A 22668-nucleotide genomic window follows, 5' to 3' on the forward strand; every position below is an offset into this window, starting at 1 on the left:
GCCCGAGGCGCCGGCGGTCTTCGCGGACGTCGGGCCGAGGAAAAATATTGCGAAGAAAAGGGCCATGGGAAGGGTAGGACGATGGTGCCGCATCGACGCCTCCTGGCGGGCTGTTTGAAGCTTGAATGAGCGGTGGTAGTATAGATTGGTTCCTCGACACAAGCGAGGGGGCCGGCCCATGCACCTGTGCTCGGGAGATCGAAGGCCATGAGACGAAAAGGCTTGAACCCCAGTGCACCACCCTGCCCCTCCCGGTTCTCGCCGCTTTGGTCCTGTGTATCTTGGGCGTTGCCGGTTGCTCCAACCGGATTTCCGGGCCGGCCAAATGGGTTCCGCTTGCGCTCAGGACGCACGTGAGCGGGGCCTTCGCGCGTTTCTGATCCGTCTTTGAGCCGGGCCGGTAGGGAAGTCAGGGGGTTGGCTATGGACCCACGTATCCAAGTCGTAAGAGATGTCCGCCGTCTGCTCAGCCGGGCGGCGTCGATGGGTGTCTGGCTCTTCGGTTCTATAGCGCTCGCATCCCCCGCGGGCGCGACGCTCAAGCAGGTGACCGTGGCGCCTGCAAACCCCACGCCGTGCGATTCCATCTCGATCACGGCGGAAGGGGATATGCCGGGCCCTTGCTACGAAGTCGTCGGCGCCACGATCAAGGGGCCGGAGCCCATCCCGTGCATGCGCCCCGGGCCTTGCCCCTTTCGCTTTCAGGTGGAGATCACGGTTCGGGAGCCGAACCCGGAAATCGCCGGGCCATGCCCGCTCGTCATCACACCCTACTCACGCTCCTTCCATGTGGGGAAGCTCCCCCTCGGGGAGTACATCGTGGGCGCAAGGGAGCGCGTGGTCCCGTTTGCCCCTGATTCCACGGACTCGGTCATCAGTGAGAGCTTCGCGAGCACGAGCTTCTCCGTCAACGCGACCCCGGCCTGCGGCCCGACCCAGGGCTGCTACATCCTGGGTTTCGCCCCCGACAGACCCCGCCCTCCGATACCCCCGACGCGCTGCACGACGGTGGCGCCTCCCGGAGGCACCGCCTGTCTCGCGCTGACGCTGATGAACACGGCGCCGGTGGGCGGCCTCCAGACCACGCTCGCGGTCTATGACCCCGATGGAGGCACGCCCGCGGACGGAGCGTTGATCCATGCGGTCTCGGTCGATCCGATCGGGCGCGCCGCGGGATTCCAGGCAAGCTGGACCGCGGAGGGATCGCAGACCAGGATCATTCTCTTTTCGACGACGAGCGGGGCTTCGATCCCTTCGGGTGACGGACCGGTGATCCGGATCTGCTACTCGATCGCGCCTGAAACCACCCCACAAACGTTCCGAGTCCTCGACCTCGCGACGATCGTCGCCGATCCGGCCGGAGATGCGATCCCTGCCTGCCTGACGTTCCAGCCGGTCCCGGACGGCTTCATCTGCGTAACCTCTTCTTCGGGCTGCGACCTGAACGGGGACGGCGTATCCGACGTGCTCGACGTGATCCGGCTCGTCCGCTGCGCGCTGGGGGGCGGGAGCGATTCCTCCTCGGCGTGCCCGGACAGCGTCGCGGCCCGAGCGGACTGCAACGGCGACGGCTCGATCGACATCCGGGACGTGATCTGCTGCGTGCGGAAGATCGTCGGCGTCCAGCCGGGAACGGCGCCGGTGCAGCCGCTTCGAATCGGCGCGGTCTCCCAAGGGGAAAACGCGATCGGCTTCGCGGGTCCGGTGCGCTGGATCGACGAGGTCGAGGGGTTCGCGACGGTCCAGATCAACACGGCCCAGGATTGGGGTGGTGCCCAGTTCTCGCTCGATCGGAACGGCGCGCCGGTTCGGGTCCGCGGGCTGAAGCTCGTCGAGGCGACCACCCAGGACCACCTCGAATGGGGGACAGACATAGCCGGCGTGGCGCACGCGATCGTCTACACGACGGCTGCCGGCTCGGGGGCGGGGCGTACATTGCGCGTCCAGGTCGCGCTCGAGCGGGTGCCGGGACCCTCGGGACCGGGCACCCTCCGGCTCACTGGTGTGAAAGCCGGTACGGCGGGCGGAACGGCCGCTCCGGTCACGGCGTTCAACCCGGAATTGGTCATATCGCAAGGCGCCGTGGCCGCGCCGATGCTCCTGGGCGCGCGTCCGAACCCGGCTTCCAAGCGCACCGAAATCGGGTTCGCGCTCCCGGCCGACTCGCGCGTCGTCCTGCGCATTTACGACGTGGGGGGTAGGCTCGTGCGCACCCTGATCGAGGGGCCCATGCCGGCGGGCGTGCATCGCGTGCCGTGGGACGGAACGGACTCGCGCGGACGAACGGTGACGTCCGGGATCTATTTCAGCAAACTGGAGGTCGGGACCCAACGCAGATCGGGTCGTTTCATGTTCTTGCGATAGCCAGGTCGTGGATTCAACGGATCCGGTCGTCCAGTATTTGACGTATCTTCTGTTGATGTTGGCGCCGCTCTGGATGTTGGGCTGCTGAGCGGCGCCAACAGCCGGCGATTTCTTCCCGCGTGCCCGGCTGATCGCTCCAGAGGGCCTCCGGTTTCCTGCTGGCCCGCGGGACGCGGTGCGGCGATAATACCCGGACCCCACTCGCCAAGTCCGATGGAGCGATCTCTCCGGCCAACAGCATGGGATTGACCGAAACGCCTCGCGTCGCCGTAGTCGGTGCCGGCTTCACCGGCTCGCTCACGGCGACCCACCTCCTGCGAAACGCGGCCAGACCTTTCGATCTTCTGCTGCTCGAGCGGAAGCCGCCGTTTGGCCCGGGCACCGCGTTCACGACCTCGCTTCCCTGCCACCTTCTCAACGTCCCCGTGATCCGCATGAGCGCCCTCCCGGGCGAGCCCGATCACCTGCTCCGATGGCTCGCGAACGGAGGCTCCGGGGAGCCGTCGCTCGCCTCGGAATCGACCTTCCTCCCGCGACGGGTCTACGGGACTTACGTGGAGCACACCTTGTGCGCTGCGGCCGAGAGCTCGCGCGCGCGGCTCGTCCGGCTCGTGGGGGAAGCGGTCTCGATCGAGGCCGCCCAGCCGGGAGCGCGTATCCGATTGCGCGACGGGTCCTCGCTCACGGCGCGCTGCGCGGTCCTCGCGATCGGAAACCCGCCTCCGTCGGACCCGCTGGGAGACGGGTCTCTTCCCGCGAGCCGGCGCTACGCGGAGGACCCTTGGGATCCGGCGGCGCTCGAGGGGCTCAAACCCGACGACCCTGTATTGATCATCGGATCGAACCTGACCATGGTGGATATCGCCCTCGCGCTCGAGCACCGGCGCCACCGCGGACCCATCGTCGCGGTCTCGACGCACGGGCTCTTGCCTTTGCCGCACGAGGAGCGGCTTCCCGCGGCGTGGGAGTCGCGCGCCCTCGCGCCCGCTTTGAGCCCGCGCCATCTCATTCGGGCGATGCGTGAGGAGGTGCGCGCCGCGGCCGAGGCCGGCGTCGGGTGGCGATCGGTCGTGGATTCGATCAGGCCGAAGAGCGGACCGATCTGGGCATCGTGGCCGGAACGGGAGCGAAGGCGCTTCCTGAGACACGCGCGACCCTACTGGGAGGTTCACCGCCACCGAATGGCGCCGGAAAACGCGAAGACGATCGCCGAGCTTTGCGGCTCCGGGCGGCTTCGAATTGAGGCCGGGCGGATCGTGGGAGTCCGTGAGGGGCGGAGCTCGATCGAAGTGAGCGTGGTGCGACGCGGCGCGGGTGCGGCGCGGAAATTCGATGTGGGTCTGGTGGTGAATTGCACGGGACCCGAGATGGATTATCGGCTGTCCCGGGACCCCCTGGTCCGCGATCTTCTCGAGCGAGGGCTCGCCCGCCCCGGACCGCTTGGCCTCGGCTTCGACGCCGGCGAACGCGGGGCGCTGATCGGCGCCGACGGCAAACCATCCACGGTGCTGTTCACCCTGGGGCCGCCGCTCAAGGGGCTCTTCTGGGAGACGACCGCGGTTCCCGAGATCCGCGAACAGGCCGCCGCCCTTGCGGCACTGCTCGGGAGTCGGTTTTTCTCCCCCTAGCGGCCGTAACGCCGGAGGTGCATGGCGGGACCTAGCGAAAGGCGCTTTTTCTGGGGGACGGGCACCTCCGCGCACCAGGTCGAGGGTGGGAACGACCGGAACGACTGGTGGGATTGGGAGCGGCTTCCCGGAAAGATACGGAACGGGGACCGATCGGGCGCCGCCTGCCTTCATTGGGACCGCTACGAAGAGGACCTCGACCTTCTGCCTTCGCTGGGCCTCGACGCGTATCGGTTTTCGATCGAATGGAGCCGCATCGAGCCCGACCTCGGGCGCTACGACGAGTCGGCGATCGAGCATTACCGCCGCGTTCTTCTTGCCTGCCGGGCGCGCGGCATCGCGCCGATGGTCACGCTGCACCATTTCACGAATCCGCGCTGGTTCGCCGCGCTCGGGGGGTGGGAGGTCGCGGAAAACATCCCGCACTTCGTCCGCTTCGCCCGGTTGGCCGGCGAGCGCTATGGCGGTTTGGTGGATCTCTGGATCACGATCAACGAACCCGAGGTTCTCGCCTTCCGCGGATACGACGAGGGGGCCTGGCCTCCGGGAGTGAAGGACCGCTCGCGCGCGCTCCACGTCATCGCGAATCTCCTGGAAGGGCACGCGCTGGCTTCCGTCGCGTTGCGCGAGGCGGATCGCTCGGACGCGGACGGGGACGGAATACCGGCGCTCATCGGAGTCGCGAAGCATTGGGTCTTGCTCGAGCCGCTGCGGACGTGGTGGCCTCCCGACCACGCATCGGCCGCGATCCAGCACCGCGTCTTCAACGTGGCGGTCGCGCGCGCGCTGCGAGGCGATCCCATCCATCTCGCGATTCCCGGCATCCGCCCCGTGCGCCGGCGGGTCGATGCGCTGCGCGGTTCCTCCGATTTCATCGGCGTGAATTACTACACCCGGTGGATGGTGAGCTTGTTCGGAAAGGGAGAGGCGCGCCGGCCACGCCCGGGCGCCGCGCTGAGCGATCTCGGATGGGAGGTCTACCCGGAAGGTCTTGAGCGCGCGCTCACCGAATGCGCGGCATTCGGCCTGCCGCTCATGGTGACCGAAAATGGCATCGCCGACGCCACCGACCGGATACGCCCCGGGTTCATCCGCGAGAGCATTGCGGCGCTCGATCGGGCGCGCGCCCGCGGCGCGCACGTGATGGGATATTTTCACTGGTCGCTCCTCGACAACTTTGAATGGAACGACGGCTACCACGGACGATTCGGGCTCTTCGCGGTAGACTTCGAGAGGGCGGATCGGCCCCGCTCCCCAAGGCAGAGCGCCCGGGTCTACGCCGAAGAGGTTGGCCGCCGGCGCTGATTCGGGTGGGGGCCGGCACGAAATGCGGCGGCAGCTAGCGACAAGACCAATGGCTCACACATGGGAGGGAAAGAACATGAGGCGATTGTCTGCTTGGATCGCGTGCTCGGCCCTGGCGTTCGCGCTCACCGGGTCGGCGCCGAATGCGGGCGCGCACACGAGCGTCTCGATCAACCTGCGCGTGGGAGATCCGTACCGGGGTCCGAGGCTCGTATTCCGGGAGGAGCCGGACGTCGTGGTGGTCCCGGGCTCCCGCGTGTATTACGTCCGTGACTACGATTACGATATCTATCGCTACGGCAGTTATTGGTACTACAACTACGACGGGGGTTGGTACCGGGCACGGCGCTACGATGGTCCGTATGTCTACATTGGGTATCCGTCGGTGCCACACGCCGTGGTCTACGTGCCGGTCAAATACCGCAGGCACTGGCGCGAGTCTCCCGGCCACGGTCACGCCTATGGCCACCACAAAGATCGCCGCCACGATAAGGGACGCGGCCGCGGGCACGGCGGTGGAGACTAGATGCTCGGACCCCTGTGTCCGGTTCGTCACCCCTGGAACGGCGAGTCCACATGGGGAGCAAACCCGGCTGGGAATAACATCTGCTTAGCCAATGGATTAGAGGCGCTTGTCGACGCCCCGGGCCGTGGCACGGGCATTGCAAAGATAACGGGGGGTGATCGCCGAGGGGGCGATCGAACGACCAAGTGAGAAGGAGGACCTCATGAGACGGGTATCCAATTGGATGGCCTGCCTGGGATGCGCGCTCGCGCTGAGCTCTCCGACATCGAGCGCGTCCGCGAGGACCAGCGTGTCGGTCGATTTGCACTTTGGTGACCGATACCGCGGTCCCGACGTCGTATTCTACGATGAGCCTGATGTTGTCGTGGTGCCGGGCACGCGCGTCTACTACGTCCCCGACTACGACTACGATGTTTATCGGTGCGGCAGGTACTGGTACTACAACTACGACGACGGTTGGTATCGCTCACGCAGCTACCGGGGCCCGTGGATCTATGTCGGGTATCGTTCTGTGCCGAGGCAGATCGGTTACATGCCGTATCGCTATCGCAGGCACTGGCGCGAATTCCGCGACGAGCCAAGGTACAGGTACCGCGCCCGCGAGTGGCGGGATCGGGATGGTGACCGGGACCGGGATCGCGACCGGCAGGACCGCGACCGCGATCGCCACGATCGGGACCGGGATCGGTGGCAGACCCGATAACAACACCTCCGCTCGGGTAGATTGTGGATAAGGGGCCCTGACCGGGCCCCATTTTTTGGGGGATGACCCGCCCGTGCCCGGGCAAATCCGGTAGGATCAAACATGAAGCCGGGGGCGCGGGAATGGCGGTGATGCACCGGCCCGGGCCGCTGCGCCGAATTGAGTCTGGATACGCCGACCGAAGCACGGGGGGGATGCGGCATGACTCAAACGCAGTTATTGAAGAGGATCAAGCGCGCGCACTGGCGGTCCATCGAGCGGCTCATGCGGCGGGCCTACCAGGATGGATTCACCGCCGGGCTCGTCCGCGCGCACGGGGCGGGCCGCCGAGGGCGCACGATCCGCGCGGACGCCCGGGTCGAAGGGCTCGTGCGTCAGATCGAGCGGCACTTCGGACTCGGCCGCTACGGCTTCGAGGTCCGGGTGGTGCACCCGACCTCGGGGAGGAGGATTCCGGCGCGGGACCTCCTCGTGAAGCACATCATCGAGAACCATACCTCCCGCGATTCAGCAAGACCGTGACGGTGTTCGAAGCGGTGTTCGCGGTCACGAGATCCGGCCATCCGTCGCGATTCAAATCGCCCGCGGCGACCGATTGAGGGTTTCGCCCGGTCTCGAGAAGAACCGCCCGGCGGAATCCGCCGTCCCCCTTCCCGAGCAAGACGGAGCAAGTACTGGACGCCAGGTCCGCCGAGGCAAGGTCGGCTCGGCCGTCCGCGTTCAGGTCCACGATCGCGAGAGCGTAGGGCTGGCGTCCCGTGGCGATCGCGCGTTTCCCCCGAAACGAGCCACCCCCCATCCCGAGAAGCACCGAGACGGTATTCGAAACCAGGCTCGTAACCGCCAGGTCCGGCCGGCGGTCCGCATCGAGAAATCCGGCCGCGACCGAATAGGGTGAGATGCCGGCGGGGTAGTCCCTCCGGCGGCGAAACGTGCCGTCGCCATTCCCGAGCAACACCGAGACCGAGTTGGAGTTGAAGCAGGCCACGGCGAGATCCGGTGCGTCGTCCGCGTTGAGATCGGCGATCGTGACCGAGCGCGGACCATGCGCCGTGGGGTAGCCCGACGGCGGATGGAAGGTGCCGTCTCCGCGCGAGAGGAGGACTGAGACCTTATTGAGGTTCAAATTCGTCGCGACGAGGTCGGGCATCCCGTCCGCATTCAAATCCCCTATCGCGATCGAATAGGCTCCTCCCCCCGCGTTCAGATCCCCCCGGGCTGAAAAGGAGCCGTCCCCCGCACCGACGAGCACCGACACGCTGCCCGCCCCTTCGTTCGCGACGGCGAGGTCCTCGCGGCCGTCCTGATTGAGATCCCCGATGGCGATTGTGTAGGGAAGAAACGAGGCCGGGAATTCCCGCTTCGCTTGAAAGGTGCCGTCGCCGTTCCCGAGGAGCACGGAGACGTTGTTCGATCCGTAGTTCGCAATCGCAAGATCCAGAATCGGGTCCCCGTTCAAGCGGCCGATCGCGACGGAGCAGGGATAGTTGCCGGCAGGATAATCCACGCCGCCATCGAAGCGGATCTCGGTGGAAGGTCCCGCCGCCCCGCGCGCGTTTTCCCCTTTCGGGAGGGAATCCAGGGAGGCCAGGGCGAGGACCGACGCCGTGACGACGGCCATCTTCATCCCGTTCATGAACGCGCGCGAAGGCTCACTCGATGTTTTCCATCACCCAGACGTCGCCCCCCTGCGGCCGGAACCGATCGAAGAGCACCCAACGGCCATCCGGGGACCAGACCGGATAGTCGATCCTCACGTCGGGATCCTCGAATTCGAACACGCGCTCCGGCGCGCCGCCAAGAAGAGGGGAAACCCAGAGCACCTTGTGCGCCACGACGTCCATGATGCGAGAGAAATCAGGCGATAGGGACATGTGCGAGCCCCCCTGCACCTCGGGAAGCGCGGTCGGCTCGCCCCCGTCGAGCGGCGCCACCATGACCCGCGCGGGGGGGCCGGGGCAACGGAACACGATTCCATCCCCGCGCCGCGTCCAGCGGAGGAAGTGCCCGCCCACGCCGACGTGGGTGAGCTGGCGGGGTTTCGTGCCGTCCGCATTCATGACCCAAACCTCCAGCCGGCCGCTCCGATCGGACTGGTATGCGAGGAGCGACCCATCGGGGGAGAAAAAGGGATTGATCTCGACGCCGCCTTTCCCCGAAAGACGGCGCATGGTCCCCGTTTCGGAATCGACCGCCCAAACAGCCGGGCTCCCGTCCCGCGTCGAGAAAAACGCAATGGACCGCGCGTCGGGTGCCCAGTTGGGCTGATAGTCCCCTCCGGGACCGCGGGTCAGCGGTTTCGCCGAACCCTCCTGGAGCGAGAGAAGCCAGATGTTCATGTCCCCGCCGCGGTCCGAGTTGAACGCGATCGTGGATCCGTCCGGGGACCAGGCGCCCCGGCTCTCCTCGCGGCTCGTCGCGATCACCTTCACCGGCGCGCCGGTCGGGCGCCCCGTATCGGGCGCGACCGGAAGTTTCCAGAGGTCCGCGTTCTGCCGCAGAATCGTGAAGGCCATCCGGGTCCCGTCGGATGAAAGCGCGACCTCGACGTCCTGCCCCGCGCCCGTCGTCACCTGCTGCGGCCCGCCCGTGGGGGAGCCGTCCTTCGCGACCGGCATCCTCCAGATGTTGATGCCGCCGCCCCGGTCGCTCGAGAAATAGATGAACCGTCCGGCGCGCCCCCACACGGGATGGAGATCTTGCCTGAGGTCGTTCGTGACCCAGAGCAGCTCGCGAGAGCGGAGCCGAACGAGCCGAATGCCGAATTTGGTCCGCTCCACGTTTTGGAACACGAGCATCGCTCCATCCGGGGACCACCTCGGGCGGATGTGCGTTACGGCCTCCGAGGTATCGGTGGTGACCTGGGTCGGATTTCGCCCTTTTCGATCCGCAATCCAGATGCGGCGAGGGCCGGCCCACTCGGCATCGACCGCGATTTGGGCCCCGTCGGGGGAGAAGGCGGGGTTGCATGCGTTCGAAATGAGCAGGGTCTCCTTGCCGGTCTCCGTGTCGAGCGAATAGATGTCGGTGTCCGCGTACTCGCCGAACACGTCCCCCGGCTCGAGCATTCGCCGCGCCTGACGGCCCCGCGCGAAGAGCACCATGCGCCCGTCCGGCGACCACGCCGGAAGGATGTCATCGTGGTCTCCACGCGTCACCTGCCGCTCGGCTTCTCCCCCGAAACGCTTCCGGAAGATTTTCCGAGTTCCGGCGACTTCCTTGCAATAGAGGAGGTCGGCTCCGTCCGGCGACCACGCGGGAAACGATTCGATCTCGTCCGCGAAGGTCGCCTGCGTCAGCTTGGGATGGGCGGGCGTGCCGGGGGTTTCTCCCCTGCGCGGCCCCGCGAGCGCCTCGGAGAGCACCCGCGATACTTGATCCGCGCTCCGCTCGCGGCCCGAGACCTCTTTCGCGAGGCACCGCTCAACCAGGCGCGCCACGGCCGGCGGCGTCGAGGGCGGGAGGAGACGCCAATCGGGATCGCGCCCGAGGACCGCCGCAATCGTGTCGGAGACGTTGTCGCCGGGGAAGGCCCTCGCCCCGCAGAGAAGCTCGTAGAGAACGCAGCCCAAGGACCAAAGGTCCGCGCCGGGGCCGACCGCCCCTCCCCGCATTTGCTCGGGGCTCATGTAGGCGGGGGTTCCGAGGATCTGTCCCGGCGCGGTCGTGCCGGCACCGGTGCCGGAAGGCACGAGCGCGATCGTCGCCCCGGCCGCTCCAACCGCGCCGGCCGCGCTTCCTTCCCCCGCGAACGCCTTCGCGAGACCGAAGTCGAGCAGTTTCACCCTGCGTCCGGGAGTGATCATGATGTTCGCGGGTTTGAGATCGCGATGGATGACGGCTTTGGCGTGCGCGGCGGCGAGCGCCTCCGCGATTTGCCCGCCCAGCATCAGCGCATCTACGACCGGAAGGGCACCGCGGGCCAAGACCCGCTCGAGCGACTCCCCTTCAACGAGCTCGAGCACGAGGAAGCGCGAGCCTCCCGCTTCCTCGAAACCGTGGATGGCGGCGATCCCCGGGTGATTGAGCGCTGCGAGCGCCTTGGCCTCGCGCTCGAAGCGCGAGAGGAGATCGGGGCTCTCGGCGAGGCCGCCGGGGAGAACCTTGAGCGCAACATCGCGCCCGAGCTTCGTGTCCTTAGCCCGGTAGACCTCTCCCATGCCTCCGGCTCCGATCGGTTCCAGGATCGTGAAATGGGCAAGCGTCTTGCCGGCGGGGAGCATGGTGGTATTCTACCCGGACCCAAAGCCGGCACCTAGAGCGGGCCGACCGCCCTGGATGCGCGGCGGAACGCGCTCAGCGTATGGGACGAAGAATCTGGCTGAATCGGGGCCAATTCCGATCGCCGTCCCACGAGAAGTAGCGGAAAATCGCCTTCCCTTTGACGAACCCGATCGGCAGGGGACCCCAGAAACGGCTGTCCAGGCTGTTGTCGCGGTTGTCCCCCATCATGAAGATGTGCCCCTTCGGCACGAGGATCGGCCCGAAGTTGTCGCGCGGGTTTCCGGCGCCTCGGGGCAGCACGCGATCGTCTTCGTGGATGACGTACGGCTCGATTTGCCTCTTGCCGTCGACGTAGAGGACCTTGTCCTTCACCTCGACCGTTTGCCCCTCGACCGCGACGCAGCGCTTGATGAAATCCTTTCGGGGATCCACGGGGTAACGGAAGACGATGATGTCTCCCGGCACCGGCCTCCTGAACCCGGGAAACCGGTGATGAAAGTAGTGATGGCCCGCCAGATTGATGTCGATCTCGGGCCCGTAGAGCATCTTGTTGATGTAGATGTAATCACCGACGAGGAGCGTCCGCTCCATCGATCCGCTTGGGATCTGGTAGGCCTGTGCCACCATGCCGCGGAATACGAGCACGGCCAGGATTCCGATCGTGAGGGTCTTGAGCCACTCACGAAAGCTCGACTTTGGTTTCCTCTTCGCGCTCAATCCAGGACTCCATCACCTTGGCCGCGACCCGGGCCGTCGGTTCGGGCTCCCGAACCGGCTGGGCGGCATCCGTCTGCTGGGCGAGGGCCGGGCGCTGGCTTCCCGCCGCGTGCCGGCTCCACCAGTCCTCGACCCGGGGCCCGGCCCAGTAGGCCGCGAAGGTCAGAACGAATCCGGCGAGGATGTCGACGACCCAATGATGGCGCAAATAGACCGTGCCGACAATGAGGCCCGTCGCGAAGGGAAGCTGGACCCAGAAAAACCAGCGCTGGTACCGCCATGCGAGGAGAACCGCCAAGAGCGCGACCGCGCAATGGAGCGACGGAAAGGCGCCGTGGGCGGTCAGCGGGATCACCACGGTGGCCTTCCGCGTGAAATCCAGGAGCGGCGAGCCGTGGAGCGGAACCAAATAGGCGCCCGGCATGAAGAGCCTCGGCGCGGACGCGGGCCAGGCGACGTACCCGATATATCCGAGATACAGGCAGAGGACGAGCGTGACCATGGTGTAACGGAACGCCCGGTGGTCCTTCCTGAGATACAGGAAGAGCCCGAGCATCGGACCGAGCACGTAGAAGAGCCAGTAGCACACGGTGAAGAAATCGGTGAGGAGCGGGTTCGCGAAGCGCTCCGCCCAAATCGTCGGCTCGAACCCGAAGAGCGAGAGATCCCATTGGTAGAGGGTGTTCGTGATGTCGGACGCGTGGAAGAAGTGGATCAGATCGTGAAGGTTGGCGTAGATGTTCGCGCAGAAAACGAACGGCATCCCGTCCCGAAGGAGCTTCCAGTGGGGCCTGGCCCAGACGATCCATAGGAAGAGCGCGGTCGAGGCGAGCAGCACGAGCAGGCGCGCGTAGGCGCCCGGGTAAGCCGCCGCCGGCCCGTCCAGAAGGTCCGCCCGTGTGGCGCTCATGCGCGCGAGGGTGTACGCCATCGGGAGGAAGAGCAGGAGCGTCGCACACTCCTCCGGCCTGAGCGCGAACACCGCGCGACGCCATCGTTCCCCAAGCCGGCTCACGCCGTTCCTTCCCGGCCCAGGCGAACCCTCGCGTCGAGGATGACGCACGGCGCCTCCCCTTGGAACACCGCCACCGGGTTCAGGTCGAGCTCCTGGACCTCGGGCTGGTCGATCGCAAGCCGCGAGACCCGGTGAAGGAGATCCAGGAGCGCCGGCACGTTCGAACGCGGCGCACCCCGGTATCCGTCGAGGAGCGGGAACCCGCGGATCTCTCGCACCATCTCCTCGGCGTCACGATCGGTGAGCGGCGCGACCCGAAGCGAGACGTCTCGCAGCAGCTCCACGGCGATCCCCCCCAGCCCGAAGAGCACGACCGGCCCGAAGGAAGGATCACGGGTCATCCCGGCGATCGTCTCGACACCCCCGAGGACCATCGGCTCGACCGTCACTCCTTCGAAGCGGGCGTTCGGCTTTTCGCGCGCCAGAGCGGTCCGGACCGCGTCGAAGGCGCGGGCCACTTCCTCCTCGCTCCCGAGACGGAGCCGCACGCCGCCCACCTCGGTCTTGTGGACCACGTCGGGCGAGCGCACCTTGAGCACGATGGGGAATCCGATGCTCTTCGCGACCGAGGCGGCCTCGCCGCGGTTTCCCGCCGGACGCGACCGATTCGTCCGGATCCCGTAGGCCTGGAATAGCTCGTTCATGGTCTCGGCGTCCATCCAGTGCGGCCCGGGCTTGCCGTTGGAGAGCGCCCGCGCGATGACGTCGCGCCCGCGGTCGGTCCCGATCCCTTCGACCGCGGGCACCTTCCCCGGACCCTTGGCGCGCCAGAGGCCGTATCCGACCGCCCTCGCCAGGGTTTGCGCGGCCGATTCGGGGAAGGCGTAGGAGGGGATGTGCCCCTCGTGCAGGGAGCGCAGGCTCTCGGGAACGCCGTGGCTCCCCATGAAGCAGGAGAGAATCGGCTTCTTGCTCCCGGAGGCGCCCGCGAGAATCGCCCGCGCGACCTCCTCCGCGCCGGTCACGAGCGGCGGCACGAAAATCACGATCACCGCGTCGACATTCTTATCCTGCGCGAGCAGGCGAAGGGACTTCTCGTAGGAGGGCGCGTCGGCGGAGGCGATCATGTCGACCGGGTTCCTGAGGCTGGCTTCGGCGGGCAGGAAGGACTTGAGTCCCTTCGCCGTCTTTTGCTCGAGCGTCGCGAGCGAGAGCCCCGCCGATTCGCACGCGTCCGCCGCCATGATGCCCGGACCCCCGGCGTTGGTCAGGATCGCCACGTTCGGGCCGAGCGGGACGGGCTGGGAGGCGAGGAGCATGGCCGTGTCGAACAGCTCCTCGATCGTGTCGGTTCGGATCACGCCGCTTTGTCGGAAGAGCGCGTCCACCGCGGCGTCCGAGCCGGCGAGCGACCCGGTGTGGGAGGAGGCCGCCCGCGATCCGCCGGGCGTGCGTCCGCTTTTCACCGCGATGATCGGCTTCACGCGCGCGACCCGGCGGGCAAGCTGCGTGAACTTGTGCGGGTTCCCGAACGACTCGAGGTAAAGGAGGATGAGATCCGTCCCCGGATCGTTCTCCCAGAATTCGATGAGGTCGTTCCCGGAGACCTCGGCCTTGTTGCCCACGCTCACGAACTGCGAGATGCCGAGATGGAGCCCGCGCGCGTAGTCGAGGATCGCGAGGCCCAAGGCCCCGCTCTGCGAGGAGAACGCGACCCGTCCCGCCGGAGGAGCCACGGGCGCAAAGGTGGCGTTGAGCGAGACGTTCGGATCGGTATTCACGATCCCCAGGCAGTTCGGCCCGACGAGGCGCATACCGTAGCGGCGCGCGACCTCCACGAGCGCGCGCTCGCGCTTCCGCCCTTCCTCCCCGGTCTCCTTGAACCCCGCGGAGATGACGATCAGCGCCTTGACGCCCTTCTCGCCGCAAGACGTCGCGGCTTCGAGCACATGCTCAGCCGGGATCACGATGACTCCCAAATCGACGGGTCCCGTGATCGCGCCCACGCTCGGGTAGGCGGCGATCGACTGCACGTGGGTCGCGTTGGGATTGACCGGGTACACGGGTCCCTGAAACCCCTGCTCGATCAGGTTATGGAGGATCGCCCCGCCGATCGAGTCACGGCGCCGGGAGGCGCCGATCACCGCGACCGACCGGGGCTTCAGCAGCGGTTCCAGTGCGGACATTCGCTACGCCGGCACCCCGGCCTTCTTGCGGATCTCCTCGATACGGCGAGCCAGACTCACATCCTTGTCGGTGATCCCTCCCTGATCGTGCGTTACGAGAGCGAGCGTGATGTTGGAGTAGCGAATGTCGATGTCGGGATGGTGGTTCGCGAGCTCCGCCAGGTGCGCCACCGCGCCCACGAATAGGACGGCCTCGGGGAAGGAGTCGTGCCGGAACGCCTTCGTGATCGCGCCGTCCTTCACCTTCCAGCCCGGGAGATCGCGGAGCGCTCGATCCAGGTCGGCCTGGGACAGCTTCGGCATGATCCCTCCTACCAGCGACCCAAAAGACCGGGGTCGGGCATCATTTCCGGGGTCCATTGCTCGGCCAGGATCTCCACGTCGGCGGCCTTGCCCGTCACGGTGCTGACGACTTCCTTCACCTGCTGGATGATCTGCGGAGCGTAGGGACAAAACGGGGTCGTCAGCAGCATTCGAACCACGAGCGGCTCGGTGCTCTGGTCGATCTCGCGCACCAGCCCGAGCTCAATGATGCTCAGGTTGATTTCGGGATCGACAACCTGTTCCAACGCGGTCTTGATTTCTTCTTCGGTCGCCATGATTTCCTCGCCGGTTGCGGGCCTCAAGCCCGGGCTAATCCGGAAGCCCGATGAAAAGCTCGTCTCCTTCCACGCGCACCGGGAACGACTCGACCGGTGAGACCGCGGGAGGCGTGAGCACGGCTCCCGTCTTGATGTTGAAACGCGAGCCGTGCCGGGGACAGATCACCTGGTCCCCCTCGATCTCCCCCTCCGCGAGGGGCCCGCCGTCGTGTGTGCAGATGTCTTCGATGGCGTACCATCCGTCCTCGAGGCGGAAGACGGCGATCTTCCGGTCCTCGACGTCGAAGACTTCCGCGCGCCCGGCGGGAACGTCGCTTACGTTTCCGACGCGCACGAAGCGCACCGCCACCTGGCTCACCCCTCATCCTCCTCGCCGGGCCAACTCTGCTGCACGCCGTACACCCCCACCTTGAGGGTCTTGAGCGCGAGGAGCGCGCACTTGAGCCGGACGGGCCCCAGCTCGATCCCAAGCATATCCAAAACGTCGTCCCGATTGATCAGTTTTACCTCGTCGAGCGTTTTCCCCTCGATCGCCTCCGTGAGCATGGAGGCAGCAGCGCGGCTGATCGAGCAGCCCTTGCCGCTGAACCGGACCGCCTCGACCTTGCCATCCTTGATCTTGAGATCGATCCGGATCTCATCGCCGCAGAGGGGATTCGAGTCCTGGGCGGTGATGTCCGGCTTCTCGAGGGTGCCCCAATTGCGAGGGTTTTGGTAATGATCGAGGATGGTCTGCCGGTAGAAATCGTCGAGGCTCATCGGTGAAAGACTTGCTTCGCTTTCCGTACCCCTTCCACCAGGACCTCGATATCGGAGGGCAGGTTGTAGACGTAGAAACTGGCCCTCGTCGTCGCCGGAACCCCGAGCTTCGCGTGAAGCGGCATCGCGCAGTGATGCCCCGCCCGCACGGCGACTCCTTCGTGGTCCAGAACGGTCGCCACGTCGTGCGCGTGGATATCGTCCAGCGTGAACGCGACGATGCCCCCGCGCTCGGAGGCCGGCGGGCCGTAGATCGTCACGCCCGGGATCTCCCCCAGCGCCCCCATCGTTTCCGTGGTCAGCCGGCGCGAGTGCTCCGCGATCGCCTCGAACCCGATGTGCTCGATGTAATCGAGCGCGGTCCCGAATGCGATCGTGTCGGCGATGTTCATCGTGCCCGCCTCGAATTTCCAGGGCACATCGTTCCATGTGGATCCCTCGAGCCTCACCTCGCGGATCATCTCGCCGCCGCCCAAGAACGGAGGCATCGATTCCAAATATTCGCGCTTGGCGTAGAGCGCGCCGACTCCGGTCGGACCGAGCATCTTGTGCGCGGAGAACGCGAGAAAGTCGCAATCGAGCTGGCGCACGTCCACACCGAAGTGCGGGAGGCTCTGCGCCGCGTCCACGAACACGAGCGCCCCTCGGGCGTGGGCTTTTCGGGCGATTTCCGCGACGGGGTTCACCGTCCCGAGGACATTCGACATGTGGGTGAGCGAGAGGATCTTGACCGGGCCCTCGAGCAGCGCGTCGAGCCCGCTCAAATCCAGCCTCCCCTGCCCATCGAACGGGATGTACCGGATCGTGGCGCCGCGCTCCCTGGCGAGGATCTGCCATGGAACGAGGTTCGAGTGGTGTTCCATCTCGGTCAGCACGATCACGTCGCCGGGGCCCACGTTCTTCCGGCCCCACGCGTTCGAGACCAGGTTGACCGATTCGGTGGTCCCGCGGGTGAAGACGATCTCCCGGGGCGAGCGCGCGCCGAGGACGCGCGCCACTTTCTCGCGGACCTGCTCGTAACGGGCGGTCGCCTCCTCCGCGATCGCGTAGACGCCGCGATGGATGTTGGCGTTATAGGTCCGGTAGTAGTGGACCAGAGCCTCGATCACGGCGATCGGCTTCTGGGTCGTTGCCGTGCTGTCGAGGTAGACGAGCGGCTTCCCGTGGGCCTTCTGCTGGAAGATCGGGAAATCCTTGCGGATCGCGCCGAAGTCGAGGTGATGCTCCGGGGCCAGGACCTTCACGTCACGCCGCGGCTTTCCGCTCCACCGCGGCCGTCACCGTCGCGCGGAGCGATTCGGCGGGAATCCGCTCGAGCACCGGCTCGAAGAACCCCTGGATGATCATCCGTTCCGCCTCCGGCCGCGGGAGACCTCTCGACATCAGATAGTAGAGCTGGTCATCGTCGACCTGCCCCACGGTGGCCCCGTGGGTGCATCGCACGTCGTTCGCCTCGATTTCCAAGCTCGGGATCGAGTCCGCGCGCGCCCTTTCGGAGAGAAGGAGGTTCCGGTTCGCCTGGTAGGCGTCCGAGCGCTGGGCATCCTTGTGCACCTTGATCAGACCCTGATACACCATCCGCGCGCGGTCGCGGAGCGCGCCCTTGAACAGGAGGTCGCTGACCGAGTGTCCGACGTTGTGGTTCTGGAAGGTGTGAAAGTCGAAGTGCTGCGTCCCGTTCCCGAAGTAGCAGCCGGAGAACTTGGCCTCCGTCCCCTCCCCGTCCAGGTGCATCTCCAGATCAAGCTTGGTGAGCTTGCCGCCGAGCGCCGTGTAGGTCCAATGGAACCGCGCGTCGCGCGCGATGCGCACCCGCTCGGTCCCGAAGTGATAGATGTTTTCCCCCCAGCGCTGGAACGTGGCGAGGTGAAGGCTCGCCCCTTCTCCGACGGTGACCTCGGTCGCACCCACGTTCACCCCGACTCCGGGCTCGCCGTGCGACACGTACTCCTCGATGATGGCCGCATCGGCCCGCCCCCCGAGCGCCAAGACCACGTGCGGGAAGGTTCCCAGATCGGGTGTCTGGCGTGAGAAGAGCAGATGGATCGGCCGCGGCACCTTCACGCCGTCCGGAACGTAGACGAAGGCCCCGCCGCCCTCGAGCGCGGCCGAAAGCCCGGTGAAGCGGCTCTCGTCGAAACGAACCGTGCGCCCGAGGAACCGCTCGAGGAGCGCGGGATGCGCGCGTGCCGCCTCCAGAATCGGCAGGATCAGGACTCCAAGCTTTCCAAGCTCCTCATCGCGATCGATCAAGACCGCGTTGGAGTCGAGCTGGACCAGAAGGGCCGACCGCTCCCCCTTGGGGCCGATCTCGGCCCTCAGGGTCCCGGGAAGCTCGTTCGCCGATGTCACCACCGGGTTGGGATCGCGCGTCGCGAGCACCCGGTCCCATTGGAGCGAGCTGATGTCGGTGCGGCGCCACAGCTCCTCGGTGCGCGCCGGGAACGGGGTCTTCTCGCAGTACGCCCACGCTTCCGCGCGGCGCCGCGCGAGGAACTCCGGCTCGCCCGCCCTCTTGGAAAACTCCGCGATCTCGGCTCGGGTCAAAGCGCCGACGCGAAGCGAATCGCGGGTCCGCGGAGGCGCTAGGGTATCGGATGGATTCACGCTTGCTTCTCCATTGGTTGGCGCGGCCACAATGAGGGGCGGGCGGTCAGCCGACCGATCCCTCCATCTGCAGCTGGATCAGGCGGTTCATCTCGACCGCGTACTCCATGGGAAGCTCCTTCGTGATCGGCTCGATAAACCCGTTCACGATCATCGCCGAGGCTTCCGCCTCGGGAATCCCGCGGCTCATCAAATAGAAGATCTGCTCGTCGCCGATCTTCGAAACGGTCGCCTCATGCCCGATCGTCACCTGGTCCTCTTCGATCTCCATGTAGGGATACGTGTCCGACCGGGACCGCTCGTCCAGGAGGAGCGCGTCGCAGCGCACCGTGGACTTGCATCCCTTCGCGCCCTTCACAACCTTGATCAGCCCCCGGTAACCGGCGCGGCCGCCGTCCTTGCTGATCGACTTGGAGACCACGCTCGATGTGGTGTTCGGGGCCGCGTGGACCGCTTTTCCGCCGGCGTCCTGATGCTGGCCCTTGCCGGCAAACGCGATCGAGAGGATCTCCGCGTGGGCGCCCGGCTCCATGAGATAGACGCTCGGGTATTTCATCGTGAGCTTGGAGCCCAGATTCGCGTCCACCCATTCCATGCGGGCGTTCCCGTAGGCCATCGCACGCTTCGTCACGAGGTTGTAGACGTTGTTCGACCAGTTCTGGATCGTCGTATAGCGGCAGTAGGCGCCGCGCTTCACGATGATCTCGACCACCGCGGAATGAAGCGAATCACTCGCATAGGTCGGGGCGGTACAGCCCTCGACGTAGTGCACCCACGCGCCTTCGTCCACGATGATTAGCGTCCGCTCGAACTGCCCCATGTCCTTCGCGTTGATCCGGAAATACGCCTGAAGCGGGAGATCCACCTTGACGCCCTTGGGCACGTAGATGAAAGACCCGCCGCTCCATACCGCGCTGTTCAGCGCGGCGAATTTGTTGTCCGAGGGAGGAATCACCGTTCCGAAGTATTCCCGGAAGAGCTCCTGGTGCTCCTTCAGCGCTGTGCCCGTGTCGAGAAAGATGACGCCCTTCTCGGAGAGGGATGCCTTGATCTTGTGATAGACCGTCTCGGAGTCGTACTGGGCGCCCACGCCGGAGAGAAACTTCTGCTCCGCCTCGGGAATGCCCAGACGATCGAAGGTCTTCTTGATGTCGGCCGGGACCTCGTCCCAGGTCTTTCCTTGCTCCTCGGCCGGCTTCAGGTAGTAATAGATGTTCTGGAAGTCGATCTCCTCGACTTTTCCGCCCCAGCGCGGCAGCGGCTTCTTCTCGAACTGCTCGAGTGATTTGAGCCGGAATTCCTTCATCCAGGCCGGCTCGTTCTTGATGTCGGAGATCTGCGCGACGACGTCCTTGTCGAGGCCGCGGCGTGTCTTGAATACCGCCTTCTCCTCGTCGTGGAAGCCGTACTTCTCCTTGTAACCCTCCCGAATATCCAGTGTCGGCTGGTGAATCATGGCTCTATCTCCTTTGGACGGGCCGCGATCAAGCGGCCTGGTCCTCGCGGATCCAGTCGTATCCCTGCGCCTCGAGCTCGAGCGCCAGCTCGGCGCCCCCCGACTTGACGATCCGCCCGTCCACGAGCACGTGGACGAAGTGCGGCTTGATGTAGTTCAGGATCCGCTGGTAGTGCGTGATCAGGAGCACCCCCAGATCCGGCCCCGTGAGCGCGTTCACGCCTTCGGATACGATCCTGAGCGCGTCGATGTCGAGCCCCGAATCGGTCTCGTCCAGAATCGCGATCTCGGGCCGCAGCACGGCCATTTGCAAGATTTCCGCGCGCTTTTTCTCGCCGCCCGAGAAACCGTCGTTCAGGTAACGGCCCGCGAACGACTCATCCATCCTGAGCACAGCCATCTTCTCTTTGACGAGCGTCCGGAATTCCTTGGGCGGGATGGGCTTCTCCTCGCCCAGCTCCTTCCGCCGCACGTTCAGCGCGTTCCGGAGGAAATTCGCGACGCTCACGCCCGGGATGGCCGTCGGGTATTGGAACGCGAGGAAAATGCCCTTCCGCGCGCGCTCGTCCGGGGAAAGCTCGAGGACATCCTCCCCCTTGTAGAGGATCGTTCCTTCGGTCACCTCGTACTTGGGATTCCCCATCAGCGCGTTCGCGAGCGTGCTCTTGCCCGATCCGTTCGGTCCCATCAGGGCGTGGATCTCGCCCTTGCTCACGGCCAGGGAAAGGCCCTTCAAAATGGGCTTCCCGTCGATCGCGATGTGCAGATTTCGAATTTCCAGCGTCGGTGTGGTGCTCATGTTCTCCTTCCGTTTTCGTCCGGGGCTACAGTGTGAAGCTGTCCCCGCATCCACATGTCTTTTTGACGCGCGGGTTCTTGAACTGGATGCCGGCTCCCAAGAGCCCGCGTTGGTAATCGACCTCCGTTCCCGCGAGAACGTCCAGCGAGCGCGGATCCACAACTACGGTAAGCCCGTCGTATTCGAACGCGGTGTCGCTTCCGCGACGCTCCGTCGTAAAGCCGAGAAAGTAGCTGAAGCCCGAACATCCTCCCGCCTTGACCCCGATGCGGAGCGCTTGCCCCTCTTTCCCTTCATTCGCGCGGATACGCTTCACGTAGTCCACGGCGGCCTGCGTCATCGAGATCGAGCGCGTCTCCTGGGAGTCGCGGGTCCCGCTGTGGGGTGCGCTCATGGGATCTCCGGCGCGATAGGGAGCACGATCCTTTCGGACCGGCCCGGGTCGGTATGGAAACCGGCGACGAGCGCCGGCTCTTCCTTCATGCCGTGATCCTCGGGGCAATGCGGGCAGTCTTGCTGTGTCGTCCGCGGCGGCCGGCACACCTGGCAGGTGCGCAGGTACTCGAGCGTTCCTTCCAGCTCGCGCGCGAGCGCCTCGTGCCGGGTGATCGCCTCACGCGTTTCCGCGAGCTTTTTCTGGAACGTCTCGCGCACGACGTCCATGGCCTCGGGTCCGTACCGGCTCCCGTGCCAGGCCTTGAGCAGGCTTTGAATCTGATGGAGCGAGAGCCCAGCTTCCTGCAAGAGCTCGATCCACCGGATTCGCCTGAGGGCGGAGTCGTCGTAGAGCCGAAAGCCCCCGTTGCTGCGCGCCACCGGATGGAGCAGATCGAGCTCCTCGTAAAGCCTGAGCGCCCGGACCGACTTCCCGGTCTGCCTTGCCAGGTCTCCGACCTTGAGATGCTTCGAAATAGCGGCTTCCATACGATCCCTCCTGCTCAACATCTTACTCTTACGCAAAGGTTAGAGTCTAACTAAAATTTCGGCAGGCTGGCGTCAGGTGCTGAGCTGATTCCTCCCGCATCTCAGCTGAATGTAACTTGTTTATTGTTATGTGCTTAGATGTAAATGACGCGCGCCCGATTCGCAACTCATGGACGCTGCGGGCACCGCCGACAGCGGGACCACCGCCCAGGGTTCTGCGGTGTTATAGTGATGCGAGCCGGAAACCCTCATCATCTGGAGGTCCTTTTCATGAAATCGTTCGTGGGCGCTCTGCTTGCCGTCCTCATCCTCGCGCTCGGCCTGACAGCACTGTCGTGCAAGAAGAAATCAAACCCCGTGGGACCCGGCGGTGGCGGCGGTGCCGACGTAACGATCAACATCATCGCGGACTCGGGACCGGGGGCGTTCGGTGGGACCCACACTGTCCTCGTGGGTAAGACGGTGGCCTGGCACAACACGCGGGGCACTACGCATACGTCCACTTCGACCGGAGGCCCCGCCGGCGGCCAGTGGAATACCGGACTCATCGGCGGAGGCTTAACCAGCGCTCCGATCCAGATGAACACGGTTGGGACGTACCCATATGAGTGTTCCATTCACCCGACCATGACCGACACGCTCGTGGTTCAGTAGATCTAGCGCAGCCGGCCGGACCTTCGTTTTGGGCGATGCGGCCTTCGCTTTGACGACCGCGCCCCCCTCGCGTGCGCGGATCGGGCGCCGGGACGACGGGACGCCGAAGACGAGCCGGGTCCGCTCTCGACCGTTGTCCACCGCAAGAACGGCAGCAGCCGGTGCACCCCGCCATGCGTTCCCCCCAGGGAGGGACGCTGGAGCGCCCCCAAGGGCGCTATGCGTGGGATTCCCATCGACGCGAGCGCCGCGGCCAGGG

At 65.9% G+C, this 22668-nt stretch carries 22 protein-coding genes; 7 read left to right on the top strand and 15 right to left on the bottom strand.

Features of this window, described 5'->3' with window-relative positions; genetic code table 11:
* The first annotated feature begins 423 nt into the window (after nt 1–423).
* The 6 genes from E6K76_09830 to E6K76_09855 all read left to right on the top strand — a co-directional run bounded on the left by E6K76_09830 (nt 424) and on the right by E6K76_09855 (nt 7048).
* On the top strand, nt 424–2364 hold the full coding sequence (locus tag E6K76_09830) for a hypothetical protein (protein TMQ57662.1): 1941 nt from the start codon (nt 424–426) through the stop codon (nt 2362–2364).
* Nucleotides 2365–2603: 239 nt separating this feature from the next.
* Nucleotides 2604–3992, top strand: a complete 1389-nt coding sequence (locus E6K76_09835) for a hypothetical protein (GenBank protein ID TMQ57663.1) — start codon at nt 2604–2606, stop codon at nt 3990–3992.
* 21 nt (nt 3993–4013) lie between these two features.
* Nucleotides 4014–5297, top strand: coding sequence for a glycoside hydrolase family 1 protein (locus E6K76_09840; protein ID TMQ57664.1), 1284 nt, complete (start codon nt 4014–4016; stop codon nt 5295–5297).
* A 76-nt stretch (nt 5298–5373) separates the two neighbouring features.
* Nucleotides 5374–5823, top strand: coding sequence for a hypothetical protein (locus E6K76_09845; protein ID TMQ57665.1), 450 nt, complete (start codon nt 5374–5376; stop codon nt 5821–5823).
* Nucleotides 5824–6025: 202 nt separating this feature from the next.
* Nucleotides 6026–6526: a hypothetical protein gene (locus E6K76_09850; protein ID TMQ57666.1), complete on the top strand. Its 501-nt coding sequence runs from the start codon at nt 6026–6028 to the stop codon at nt 6524–6526.
* Between the two features lie 201 nt (nt 6527–6727).
* A complete protein-coding gene (locus E6K76_09855; GenBank protein ID TMQ57667.1) occupies nt 6728–7048 on the top strand; it encodes a hypothetical protein in 321 nt (106 codons plus the stop codon).
* On the opposite strand, the gene E6K76_09860 is transcribed toward E6K76_09855, so the two are convergent.
* From E6K76_09860 to E6K76_09930, 15 genes are all read right to left on the bottom strand, one after another.
* Nucleotides 7008–8162 carry a VCBS repeat-containing protein gene (locus E6K76_09860; protein ID TMQ57668.1) on the bottom strand — a complete coding sequence of 385 codons (1155 nt, stop codon included), beginning with the start codon at nt 8160–8162 and terminating at the stop codon, nt 7008–7010. The genes E6K76_09855 and E6K76_09860 overlap by 41 nt on opposite strands.
* Before the next feature lie 16 nt (nt 8163–8178).
* Nucleotides 8179–10749, bottom strand: a complete 2571-nt coding sequence (locus tag E6K76_09865) for a hypothetical protein (protein ID TMQ57669.1) — start codon at nt 10747–10749, stop codon at nt 8179–8181.
* 73 nt (nt 10750–10822) lie between these two features.
* Nucleotides 10823–11467, bottom strand: a complete 645-nt coding sequence (lepB, locus tag E6K76_09870; GenBank protein TMQ57670.1) for a signal peptidase I — start codon at nt 11465–11467, stop codon at nt 10823–10825.
* On the bottom strand, nt 11430–12482 hold the full coding sequence (locus tag E6K76_09875; protein TMQ57671.1) for a phosphatase PAP2 family protein: 1053 nt from the start codon (nt 12480–12482) through the stop codon (nt 11430–11432). The genes lepB and E6K76_09875 overlap by 38 nt, the downstream gene beginning before the upstream one ends.
* Nucleotides 12479–14608, bottom strand: a complete 2130-nt coding sequence (locus E6K76_09880; protein ID TMQ57672.1) for a CoA-binding protein — start codon at nt 14606–14608, stop codon at nt 12479–12481. The genes E6K76_09875 and E6K76_09880 overlap by 4 nt, the downstream gene beginning before the upstream one ends.
* Before the next feature lie 3 nt (nt 14609–14611).
* Entirely contained in the window at nt 14612–14914 is a 303-nt protein-coding gene (locus E6K76_09885) for a 4a-hydroxytetrahydrobiopterin dehydratase (protein TMQ57681.1), read from the bottom strand.
* Nucleotides 14915–14919: 5 nt separating this feature from the next.
* On the bottom strand, nt 14920–15207 hold the full coding sequence (locus E6K76_09890) for a metal-sulfur cluster assembly factor (protein TMQ57673.1): 288 nt from the start codon (nt 15205–15207) through the stop codon (nt 14920–14922).
* A 34-nt stretch (nt 15208–15241) separates the two neighbouring features.
* Nucleotides 15242–15553, bottom strand: a complete 312-nt coding sequence (locus E6K76_09895; GenBank protein TMQ57682.1) for a non-heme iron oxygenase ferredoxin subunit — start codon at nt 15551–15553, stop codon at nt 15242–15244.
* 11 nt (nt 15554–15564) lie between these two features.
* Nucleotides 15565–15969, bottom strand: a complete 405-nt coding sequence (locus tag E6K76_09900; protein ID TMQ57674.1) for an SUF system NifU family Fe-S cluster assembly protein — start codon at nt 15967–15969, stop codon at nt 15565–15567.
* On the bottom strand, nt 15966–17204 hold the full coding sequence (locus E6K76_09905; GenBank protein TMQ57683.1) for a cysteine desulfurase: 1239 nt from the start codon (nt 17202–17204) through the stop codon (nt 15966–15968). Before E6K76_09905 ends, E6K76_09900 begins: the two co-directional genes overlap by 4 nt.
* Nucleotides 17205–17214: 10 nt before the next feature.
* Nucleotides 17215–18609 (bottom strand): Fe-S cluster assembly protein SufD, encoded by a 1395-nt coding sequence (sufD, locus tag E6K76_09910; protein TMQ57675.1) that lies wholly within the window; start codon nt 18607–18609, stop codon nt 17215–17217.
* 13 nt (nt 18610–18622) lie between these two features.
* The gene (sufB, locus tag E6K76_09915) at nt 18623–20032 is read right to left on the bottom strand and encodes a Fe-S cluster assembly protein SufB (GenBank protein TMQ57676.1); all 1410 of its coding nucleotides are present in this window, start codon (nt 20030–20032) and stop codon (nt 18623–18625) included.
* A gap of 28 nt (nt 20033–20060) precedes the next feature.
* Complete coding sequence (sufC, locus tag E6K76_09920; GenBank protein ID TMQ57677.1) at nt 20061–20831, bottom strand: Fe-S cluster assembly ATPase SufC; 771 nt, start codon at nt 20829–20831, stop codon at nt 20061–20063.
* Between the two features lie 25 nt (nt 20832–20856).
* Complete coding sequence (locus tag E6K76_09925) at nt 20857–21225, bottom strand: iron-sulfur cluster assembly accessory protein (GenBank protein ID TMQ57678.1); 369 nt, start codon at nt 21223–21225, stop codon at nt 20857–20859.
* Complete coding sequence (locus tag E6K76_09930) at nt 21222–21776, bottom strand: MerR family transcriptional regulator (GenBank protein ID TMQ57679.1); 555 nt, start codon at nt 21774–21776, stop codon at nt 21222–21224. Before E6K76_09930 ends, E6K76_09925 begins: the two co-directional genes overlap by 4 nt.
* Nucleotides 21777–22025: 249 nt before the next feature.
* Between E6K76_09930 and E6K76_09935 the strand changes: the two genes are divergently transcribed.
* Entirely contained in the window at nt 22026–22409 is a 384-nt protein-coding gene (locus E6K76_09935; GenBank protein TMQ57680.1) for a hypothetical protein, read from the top strand.
* Nucleotides 22410–22668 lie beyond the last annotated feature (259 nt).

The organism is Candidatus Eisenbacteria bacterium, assembly GCA_005893275.1.
In the GTDB taxonomy this organism is placed as follows: Bacteria; Eisenbacteria; RBG-16-71-46; order SZUA-252; family SZUA-252; genus WS-7.

Bases quoted from the DNA above. Each gene is read 5' to 3' on its own strand.
- E6K76_09925 (TMQ57678.1), bottom strand. From the start codon at position 21,225: ATGAGCGCACCCCACAGCGGGACCCGCGACTCCCAGGAGACGCGCTCG.
- E6K76_09865 (TMQ57669.1), bottom strand. From the start codon at position 10,749: ATGCTCCCCGCCGGCAAGACGCTTGCCCATTTCACGATCCTGGAACCG.
- E6K76_09900 (TMQ57674.1), bottom strand. From the start codon at position 15,969: ATGAGCCTCGACGATTTCTACCGGCAGACCATCCTCGATCATTACCAA.
- E6K76_09935 (TMQ57680.1), top strand. From the start codon at position 22,026: ATGAAATCGTTCGTGGGCGCTCTGCTTGCCGTCCTCATCCTCGCGCTC.
- sufB (TMQ57676.1), bottom strand. From the start codon at position 20,032: ATGATTCACCAGCCGACACTGGATATTCGGGAGGGTTACAAGGAGAAG.
- E6K76_09880 (TMQ57672.1), bottom strand. From the start codon at position 14,608: ATGTCCGCACTGGAACCGCTGCTGAAGCCCCGGTCGGTCGCGGTGATC.
- sufC (TMQ57677.1), bottom strand. From the start codon at position 20,831: ATGAGCACCACACCGACGCTGGAAATTCGAAATCTGCACATCGCGATC.
- E6K76_09830 (TMQ57662.1), top strand. From the start codon at position 424: ATGGACCCACGTATCCAAGTCGTAAGAGATGTCCGCCGTCTGCTCAGC.
- E6K76_09930 (TMQ57679.1), bottom strand. From the start codon at position 21,776: ATGTTGAGCAGGAGGGATCGTATGGAAGCCGCTATTTCGAAGCATCTC.
- E6K76_09855 (TMQ57667.1), top strand. From the start codon at position 6,728: ATGACTCAAACGCAGTTATTGAAGAGGATCAAGCGCGCGCACTGGCGG.
- E6K76_09850 (TMQ57666.1), top strand. From the start codon at position 6,026: ATGAGACGGGTATCCAATTGGATGGCCTGCCTGGGATGCGCGCTCGCG.
- E6K76_09845 (TMQ57665.1), top strand. From the start codon at position 5,374: ATGAGGCGATTGTCTGCTTGGATCGCGTGCTCGGCCCTGGCGTTCGCG.
- E6K76_09840 (TMQ57664.1), top strand. From the start codon at position 4,014: ATGGCGGGACCTAGCGAAAGGCGCTTTTTCTGGGGGACGGGCACCTCC.
- E6K76_09890 (TMQ57673.1), bottom strand. From the start codon at position 15,207: ATGGCGACCGAAGAAGAAATCAAGACCGCGTTGGAACAGGTTGTCGAT.
- E6K76_09860 (TMQ57668.1), bottom strand. From the start codon at position 8,162: ATGAACGGGATGAAGATGGCCGTCGTCACGGCGTCGGTCCTCGCCCTG.
- E6K76_09835 (TMQ57663.1), top strand. From the start codon at position 2,604: ATGGGATTGACCGAAACGCCTCGCGTCGCCGTAGTCGGTGCCGGCTTC.